The organism is Brevibacillus sp. AY1 (assembly GCF_029870785.1).
Classification (GTDB): domain Bacteria; phylum Bacillota; class Bacilli; order Brevibacillales; family Brevibacillaceae; genus Brevibacillus; species Brevibacillus invocatus.
The window spans coordinates 1-9,052 of sequence record NZ_JAFLPN010000071.1 but is presented as its reverse complement, the minus strand read 5'-3'; the positions used below and the strand labels follow the sequence as shown (position 1 = coordinate 9,052).

Here is a 9,052-nt window from a genome sequence, read left to right as displayed (position 1 = left end):
TTGGTTGTGAAGCTGAAGATGTCATTCAGAATACTTCGACAAATCACATACACATTTTTTATGCAACGCTAGTGATAAAATATATGTAGTCAGTATTATGAATGCGCATTTTTAAGAAATAATCACAATTTAAAAACCCTAATACATTAGAACTTATAGTCCTCTCCTCAACTATTGTCTGTTCAAGATCTTTTACAGAAGGTAATAAAAACGATGACCGTTCCTGAACAATATCGAATGGTGCATTCAATATCATGTTTTGAAAAGTAATGATAACATCCTTATTCACTTCGTTGTCCTGTAATTTTGTGAATGCAAAAATTAAATCGGATACTTTCATCTGAGATATTGGAAAAAGGCTTTGTATCGGGTCCTCATCGAAAATAACGGTTGAATTTGAGTCATCATTAGTAAAAATTGCTCGTTGATGAGTTGTTAGTAACAACTCATTTTTTGAAGTCTTTACTTTTTCTAAATCCTCAAGAAATATAGATACATCTTCATTATCATTGGCAATCTGTCTGAGATATTTATTAACTGTTCTATAAGCCCCGATATTATATAGGTGTTCAATTTTTTCAGAGAATGGTTTTTCAAGCAAAGGCAATTCCGGCACCTTTATATGCTTTATTCTTTTTGAAGTTAGCCGTTGAGAAACTTCCTCTTTCAACTTATGTGTAGGAAAAGCAACACTAAAATGATTTTCTGCTGCAAAATTGACAATCGCTTCCGTTTTACCAATTCCAGTAGGGGCTTTTATAACATATACACCATTCTCTGTACTTTTTAACAAATCCCCCAATACATTTTCTAATTTCTTATATACCTCATCAACATCTTGAAATTGGGGCTCCTCTATAACCTGCACACTACCACGTGGTAACTTCCCTTGCTCAATCATATTTGTGGCATGAATACATTCATTAGCAAAAGGACAGTATGTATTGCACCTTGTTGGTGCATAATTCATTTTCTTAATCTGGTTCATCATTAATGACCATTCATCTTGTTTTTCAAGATATTCTTTTCTAGAATTAATAATCTCTACTATCTTGGATTTTCCACCTTCAACGTTTAACAAATTGGTCATTAAACCAAACATTTCATTATGATATAACCAATAATCTCCTAAAATTCCTTCCCGATAAAGTTTGCACCTTTTTTGCAAATTATCAAAAGGAAAGTTCCGTACCTGTTTTACTTCTTGTTCTTCAAATGATTTAGTTTCATAGGAAAAGTATTCATGATCCTGTTTGGAATCCTTAGAGAATACTAAGTAGTAGTTAAGATGACTATTTTCTGCACGCGTACTATAGTAATTAATAGTGTTGGTGCGGTTTTTAGTCTTCGAGATAAACAAATTACTCCAATCACTTGGTAGTTCTATTTCTTCAAACTTCTTATAGTGAGGATATCCTTTATAAAAAGCCAAACCAGAGGCTTTACAGAAGTTCTTCATCTCTCTCGTTGAATTTGAACCAGATTTTATCTTCCGTACTACTCCATCCAATATTTCTGGAACACTAACGACTCCCTTATTTAGAAATTCAATTTTCTTACCCCCGAATAGTACCCTTGCTGCGTCATTAGCATTTTTATCAGAAGTCGGAAATAAAGTCGTTAATGCAGTTTGAATTACATTTCGAATCCGTAAATCATGAATTTCTTCGTCCAAAACAAATACCATTCGAAATTTATGGTTTTTATCCGTATGACTAAAAGTGGAATAAATGAAGGTAGGTTCAACTCTCCATTTAGCACTAAGTCCAATTGCCTCCTCAATCCGTAGCCCGGAATCAATGTCTAATGCGAATATCTGTTGACTTTTCCAATTTTGGTTTAATCTTTTCGCATTAACAAATGTAGCAGGTGTAAATGACTTTGCATCAGGTAAAGTTACACTGTCCATTAACTCTTTAATAGTAACAGTAGAGTTCTGTCCTGCTATTCTTTCTGATATCCTTACAACCTCTTTCTTATCAGGTTTTTGATTAAAACCCTCATGATCCAAACAAATAGAAACTTTTTCTTCTAAAAAACTTTTCTTATTAACCATCGTATCCCTCCTCTCAAAAAGGAGGAGCATGGTATTTTAATTTGTAGTCTAATAAAGTTCTATGATTTTTCTGCTAATCAACTCCTCGTGTTCAATTAATTCTTCAATGGTTACAGCTACATAATATTTGACCTAAAATTTCTTTTCAAATTTTTAGCGTGAGTATTTTATGATATAAGTTTACTTTTTAGAGGATTTTGCTCTCCTAAATTGAATCATGATGATGAAAAAGTCATAATAACTCTACTAAAGAAAGGGATGGTACATGTCGTGGAAAAATGTCGTAGAACTATTATTCTACGCAATTATTGGCTTTATTTAGATTGAATTTAAGCCTTAAAGTGACCATTAACTCAAGAAAATTTTGTCGTGGAATTATTTAAACCTAAAAAGAGGTGATTCTATGTTAGACACATACAAAGAAGAAGGATTAAGAGGTAAATCTAAACAAACTATAAAAACCTACATGTTTTGTTTATCAAAATTTAATAATTGGCTTAATGGAGCGGGAGCAGATTTAGAAGAGTTTTCCCGTTCCGATGTTCAGCAGTATATTGACTACCTTGTTAGTAAGAGATACTCAGCCACAACGATCAATAAGTATTGGAGTTCAATTAAACACTTTAGCCGTTGGGCGAAAAAAGATGATGCTATAGAGGATATTTCCGTAATTACACCTCCGAATATGATGAATCAAGCACCTAAAGCACTTTCAAGGAATGACGTTAATAAACTTATAAGGGAAATCGATAGAACTGGTAATGTCAGAAACATGGCAATTATACAAACTTTAGTTAATACTGGAATCAGATTAAATGAATTAGTTAATTTAGATCGCAATGATTTTGTCATGAGCGAAAGAAAAGGAAGCATAAAAGTGCGATTTGGAAAAGGCAATAAGGAGAGACAACTTCCATTATCTGCAGAAACAAGAAGGGCAATTTCAAAGTATTTAGAAACAAGACATGATTCATTAGAGGCAATGTTTCTTTCCAACCGAAATAAAAGAATATCGGAGCGAACAGTTCAGCATATTGTTGAACAACATGGAATCAACGTACATTCATTACGTCACACTTTTATTACAAAACTTGTACGAAATGGTGAGGATTTCAGTTTAGTACAATCATTGTCTGGTCATGCAAATGCGGATATGGTAATGAGATACTCTGCCCCTAACGAAGAAGATATGGAAGAAGCTGTGTCAAAATTATGGTTATCAGATTAAAAAGAGGTGGATTTTGTTCCACCTCTCTTAATTGTCAACTTTATTATTCAGTGTAGATATTTTTTATTAATAGGCTTTAATTCCCCTTTATAACTCCCGGGGAAACTATGAGGATATTTCACAATGTATTGTGCTATATATATAATATTATGAATAAATATAATTATCATATTACTTAAGTAAAAAACAATGGCAATTAACACTTCAGACCATTCTTTTAACTAACTTATTATGTTTTTAATTCAAGTCATTTGACAAATTATTATATAACATTTCTAATTTTTTTAAATTGCCACTAATGGCATTTTTCATAAGAAATTTTCTTGCTCCCTTATAACTGCTACAAACTGCTGCATCCACCATAACAAATTCATCACCAAATATTTGTGCTACACAAGCACCGTATTTACCATTATTTTCAAATTTAACAATTGCAAAACGAATAACAATGCCACAAAAATCAACATCTTCTTGCCATAAAAACTCATTATTCATGTAGATTCCCCCTTTCCACATGACATTTAAACATATAAATGCTATTTCCTTTTCAATTATCAAAACTCTTAAAAAATATCTGCTGATTTTTAAAACTTTTTGCAAGTAGTCATAGTAAAAAGTAAGCAAGGGATTATCCCTAGCTTACTCTTTCAAATGCCAGTTTGTTAGATATATTAATTATACTCTCTACAAGTCCTTCATCGAATACATAATCTCGTAAAATGACTGATAGATATTTTATTGTTTGACCAATAGTAGTAAAAACCCTTAAATGAAGTACTTCTTGTTGTTCTACTCCCATATCTTTTTCAATCATTACAAAATATAGTGGTAGAGATGAACTTCTTCCCATCCATCCGTAACCAACCTCTTTAGAAATGACTATATTGTAATCACTAAAAAAAGAGTAAACCAACTTGTCTTCTAGTAGTACCCGATCCTTTTAAATCCCCATAAAAATCTCCCTTTCTTGAGTAAATTATATACACTGTTAACTTATATATACCAAGCCTAAACCCTCGTTTTTTGATAAGATTCAAACTTTTCCTCTAATTAATTTTTGAATAGAATCGTAAGTTTCTTTTATTATCTTCTTCTCGACAAAGTATTCTGGAACTACGGACAATAGAAATCTAGCAAGATGGCTTGTATTTTCAAATATTTTTAATATAACATCCCTTTGCTCTCCTATTAGATTTTCCTCACTAATAATTACCACATAATTACTACATTTACTTATGAGACTCTTTACTCTTACAATCGAGACATAATATTGGTCACTTTTCGCCAAAACCATACTATCATCAGTATAGACAATTCTTGCTTCTGTTCTTTTTTTCAATTCCTTTCCCTCTTTCGTAAAAGAATTTTTATCATGATGATATATTACATATAGGAATGGATAATCCTTTAAAAAAACATTATGTGTTGTCTATGCAAAAAGATGCCTTCTAATTAATGTTTTTTGGAAATCGAAATGAACAAGTTTAAAAAGAGAAAACTGAAATTAATATATTTCGGATTTCTTATTAAGTAACTGATCTATTAGTACAAAACTATAAATATACTTTGAAGTTCTTTTAACTTTTTCGTTCTTCAGCAATCGGGCGATTTTCTATAATGACAATTTGTAATATAATCATTTTCATCTCCTACAAGTAAATTTCCAAATAAAAAAACACATGGCGGTGCCAGATTGACTGACCCCTCCATGTGTTACGTTCATTATTTAAATATATTTATTATAACAGGCACTATTTTTCTATGTAAACCGACATTTTTAACCAGTTGTGATGTAGAACAACTTAAACTATCCTTTACTTAGATAGCAAAAATGTGATACATAGTCTCCGCATCTGTATTAAACGCATCTAAGACTCTTTCGCTTCTTTTTTATGCCAAAATCAATTAAACACAACTCGTAGAAAAAAGTTAGAAGCTTCCTTAATATCTCTAAGATGATATTTTGCTACAGCAGAGCAAAATTTCTACTCTAGAATTGAGCCATATTGCGGACTAATGAAAAACATGAAAGCTGAAAAATAGTTCCTCATAGTTATTGCTAAAGCACTGTTAGCCCTCTAAACTTGAGAATCTTGCTAAATCCTTTCTATTTCCTATTGTTACTAGTATATCTTCATTTTGAAGCAGCTCATCAGGTGATGGCGAGACAATAATATCTTCATTTCTTAAAACAGCAATGACACTAACATTAAATTTAGCACGGACATCCAGTTCCCTAAGATTTTTGCCAACCATTTTAGAAGGAACTATGATTTCCTCGATATTGTAGGTTTTTGAGAGTTCTATATAGTTCAGCATATTTGGTGAAAGAAGTTGATTCGCTACTCGTTCCCCCATATCTCTTTCAGGGTAAATTATCCAATGAGCACCTATTGCATCTAACACCTGCCCGTGTCGTTTACTAAGTGCCTTCGCAATAATTTTTCGAATGCCTAAATTTTTTAATAGCATTACAGTTAATATACTCGATTGAATATCGTCTCCAATCGCTACAATTACACAATCAAAGTTATTTATCCCTAGCGAAGTAAGTGCCTTTTCTTCAGTAGAATCAGCAACCACTGCATGGGTTACGTAACGTTCCGCATCTTCTACGCTTTCTTCATTTATATCAATTCCTAATACTTCTTGCCCAGCTTCATGTAATCTTCGTGCAATGCTAGTTCCAAATCTTCCTAAACCAATAACAGCATATTGTTTTATCGCCATTTTATATCCCTTCCCTTTATTAATTAACCAATCATTATATTTCCTTTTGGATGATGGAAAGCTTCTTTTTTACGTCGTTTCGAAATAGCAAATCCAAGTGTTAATGGACCTAATCTTCCTACGAACATGGTCAAAATAATAAGAATCCGTCCAATTGGAGATAGCTCTGGTGTTAACCCCATTGAAAGTCCGACAGTACCAAATGCTGAAGTTGCTTCAAACAGGTACATAATAAAATCATGACCTTGTTCAGTAATACTCAGGATAAAGGTGACAATGATCACAATCATAATGCCACACATTGCAACAGTCAGTGCCTTTAGTATACTCGCTAAGACAATACGTCGTTTAAATAAAACCACATCTTCTTTTCCTTTCAGTTGGGATAAGGCAGTTGCCATTAGAACAGCAAAAGTAGTTACCTTAATACCTCCAGCAGTCGATCCTGAACCTCCACCGATAAACATTAGGAAAATCGTTAGAAATAATGTTGCATGAGACAAATCTGCAATTGGTAATGTATTAGATCCAGCCGTTCTTGGCGTTACACTATGGAACAAGGCACCAAGAGCTTTTCCTGTTGAAGACAACGGTCCTAATGTTTTATCATTTCCATACTCAAATAGGAAAATTAAAATGGATGCTCCAACTATAAGCATTAGCGTTGTAGTCAATACAACTTTTGTATGCAGTGAAATTGTACGTGTTTCCCGATATTCATAAAGTTCGTGTATGACAACAAAACCTAAGCCACCCAAAATAATTAGAGAGCAAACAGTTAATACTACGAACGGATCATCAACGTAATCAGTAAGACTTCTAAATTCCCCCATCAAATCAAAGCCTGCATTATTAAAATTTGAAATTGAATGGAAGAAACCAAAATAAATCGCTTTACCCATCGGCATATCAAATGAAAATCTAATAGATAAAATAATCCCACCGATACTTTCCGCTATAACAGTAAAAATTAATATTCTTTTTACTAATTTCACGATATCAGCAGTCGAAGTAGCATTAAAAGCTTCTTTTAGTACAATCCTTTCTTTTAAAGAGATTTTTTTACCTAATAAAGTGAATAAAAAGGTTGCGAACGTCATAAATCCTAAACCACCAATTTGGATAAGTGATAAAATCACTAATTCACCAAACATCGAAAATGTATCACCCGTATCTACAACCACTAGACCTGTAACGCATGTAGCAGAAGTAGCGGTGAATAATGCATCTAAGAATGGAAGTCCTTTACCATCCTCTGTTGCTACGGGTAGAGTTAATAAAAAAGCTCCTATTAGGATTAAACTGGCGAAGCCAATTACAAGTACTTTCGATGGATTAAGACCCTCTTTAAAATTTTTCATAACTCTCTCCTTAGAATTGAGTAAAAAGTATATTTATCTATATACATGTCCAATGATTAAACTAAATATGTTTTTCCCTCGATTCTTCTTCTTATTCTAAAATGAAATTATGAACTTGTTTTTTCAATGTAAAAAGACCGATTTAAACAAGCATTTATTTTGTTTTTAACAACAAAAACAATACTCGAATAAGGCGGTCTCTATTATGACCTCCCTCGCTTTAGCCGACGAAGTTAGCTGACGGGTTAGGATGGCGAAAGAGTATATCATCCTTTCTACAATTGCAGAATTAACCCCAAAAAATTGGGTCCTCCGTTCTCAAAAAAATGAGATTAGGCATTATGTTTTTCTCAATACGGAGTTATTTTACTCCTTCATATTACATTTGTAAACTTATAAAAATAAATGATAAATAGTAATCTCTCGTTTTTACATTATAGTAAATATTAACAATAGACATATATTGATAAATTCAAAACAATAATTTGAACTGCACCCCAATTGTTAAATATACAAATCTAACAATTAGAGTGCAGTTCATGTTGGATCAACGCCCTAATTTAATACATAAAGTACTATCAACCAGTGTCTAAAAGCAGAATTAACCATACATTAAGGGCCCAGTTATTCCAGCCAGAATTATTAAATGTGATACTGAAGCAACTATACAGGTTTTATTGATGCTTTATCTTATTTTACTTAAGATGAAATAGAATAAACCAATGAAAAAACAAACATAAACGGCCAAATTAACCAAGTTCAATAATGGAATAACCCTATACCTCTCATTAGACAATCAATCAACATACACCTTTCCCCTCAAAATATTTTCATGTAGACAACTATGATTCATTCATACTAAAGATTAACTTCACAGTAGTTCTTTTTATCTTCATTAGACTTGTCTATTAACTTTTTATACATATATTCAATTAACTCCCTTCTTCTAATAATTCCGATAAATATCTCAGAATCGTCAATAATCGGAATAAAGTTCTGATCAATTGCTAGATTATATATTTTTTCGATATCGGTACGAATACTGATGGGTTTAACATCTCTTTGTAGCGGTACCTCTTTGAGGGGAATATCCTCGGTTTTGCTAAAATCTAATCCAGAAGTATGTTTTAATTTCCAAAGTAAGTCACCTTCATTTAGCGTACCTACATACTCTCCTACTTTTGTTAGAATCGGTATGGCTGAGTAACGGTGAAATTCCATTTTTTCTAATGCTTGCCTCATCGTAAAATAATCATACACGAATGCCACTTCATGTTTCGGTATGATAAAAAAAGCTACGTTCATCTTTCTCATCCCTTTTAATTAACTAACTAATCTATATTATTTTTACCATCGGTAGTAGGTTTTTGATCAGCTACAACAAGAACATCTAAACGGCGGACTAACCGAAGTAATTTTTCTACAATTGAGCCCTTCAATGTTTCTTTAATTCTAGTTCGCGCAGATTGACCAACAATGACTTGCGTTGCATTTTTCTTATTTAACTGCTCAACCAAAACAGAAACGACCTTTCTTTTATTTGTTGTTTCAACCATTTCAAAAGTACCACCAAGTCTTTCTGTTAAAGAAATCACTTTTTTGAGTATGTGAATGCTAATCTAATAATTGACCACCTAGTGGTACATCGCTCATAAAAAAGTTGACCACCTGAGCACC

9 protein-coding genes and 1 riboswitch are annotated in these 9,052 nt (G+C 32.5%); of the genes, 1 reads left to right on the top strand and 8 read right to left on the bottom strand.

From position 1 onward, the window contains the following. Positions 1-58 precede the first annotated feature (58 nt). A complete protein-coding gene (locus JZI27_RS24205) occupies positions 59-2,056 on the bottom strand; it encodes a hypothetical protein (RefSeq protein ID WP_280209727.1) in 1,998 nt (665 codons plus the stop codon). Between the two features lie 403 nt (positions 2,057-2,459). Between JZI27_RS24205 and JZI27_RS24200 the strand changes: the two genes are divergently transcribed. Then, entirely contained in the window at positions 2,460-3,284 is an 825-nt protein-coding gene (locus JZI27_RS24200; protein ID WP_280209726.1) for a tyrosine-type recombinase/integrase, read from the top strand. Positions 3,285-3,521: 237 nt separating this feature from the next. On the opposite strand, the gene JZI27_RS24195 is transcribed toward JZI27_RS24200, so the two are convergent. The 7 genes from JZI27_RS24195 to JZI27_RS24165 all read right to left on the bottom strand — a co-directional run bounded on the left by JZI27_RS24195 (position 3,522) and on the right by JZI27_RS24165 (position 8,931). Further along, positions 3,522-3,779 carry a hypothetical protein gene (locus JZI27_RS24195; protein WP_280209725.1) on the bottom strand — a complete coding sequence of 86 codons (258 nt, stop codon included), beginning with the start codon at positions 3,777-3,779 and terminating at the stop codon, positions 3,522-3,524. Between the two features lie 139 nt (positions 3,780-3,918). Then, complete coding sequence (locus JZI27_RS24190) at positions 3,919-4,197, bottom strand: hypothetical protein (protein ID WP_280209724.1); 279 nt, start codon at positions 4,195-4,197, stop codon at positions 3,919-3,921. Positions 4,198-4,317: 120 nt separating this feature from the next. Beyond that, positions 4,318-4,623, bottom strand: coding sequence for a hypothetical protein (locus tag JZI27_RS24185; protein ID WP_280209723.1), 306 nt, complete (start codon positions 4,621-4,623; stop codon positions 4,318-4,320). A 731-nt stretch (positions 4,624-5,354) separates the two neighbouring features. Continuing rightward, complete coding sequence (locus JZI27_RS24180; RefSeq protein WP_280209722.1) at positions 5,355-6,014, bottom strand: potassium channel family protein; 660 nt, start codon at positions 6,012-6,014, stop codon at positions 5,355-5,357. Between the two features lie 23 nt (positions 6,015-6,037). Next, positions 6,038-7,375, bottom strand: a complete 1,338-nt coding sequence (locus JZI27_RS24175; RefSeq protein ID WP_280209721.1) for a TrkH family potassium uptake protein — start codon at positions 7,373-7,375, stop codon at positions 6,038-6,040. Positions 7,376-7,582: 207 nt separating this feature from the next. Beyond that, positions 7,583-7,724: riboswitch (cyclic di-AMP (ydaO/yuaA leader) on the bottom strand. 509 nt (positions 7,725-8,233) lie between these two features. After that, complete coding sequence (locus JZI27_RS24170) at positions 8,234-8,680, bottom strand: CBS domain-containing protein (protein WP_280209720.1); 447 nt, start codon at positions 8,678-8,680, stop codon at positions 8,234-8,236. 26 nt (positions 8,681-8,706) lie between these two features. Then, positions 8,707-8,931: an adenine nucleotide alpha hydrolase family protein gene (locus tag JZI27_RS24165; RefSeq protein WP_280209719.1), complete on the bottom strand. Its 225-nt coding sequence runs from the start codon at positions 8,929-8,931 to the stop codon at positions 8,707-8,709. Positions 8,932-9,052 lie beyond the last annotated feature (121 nt).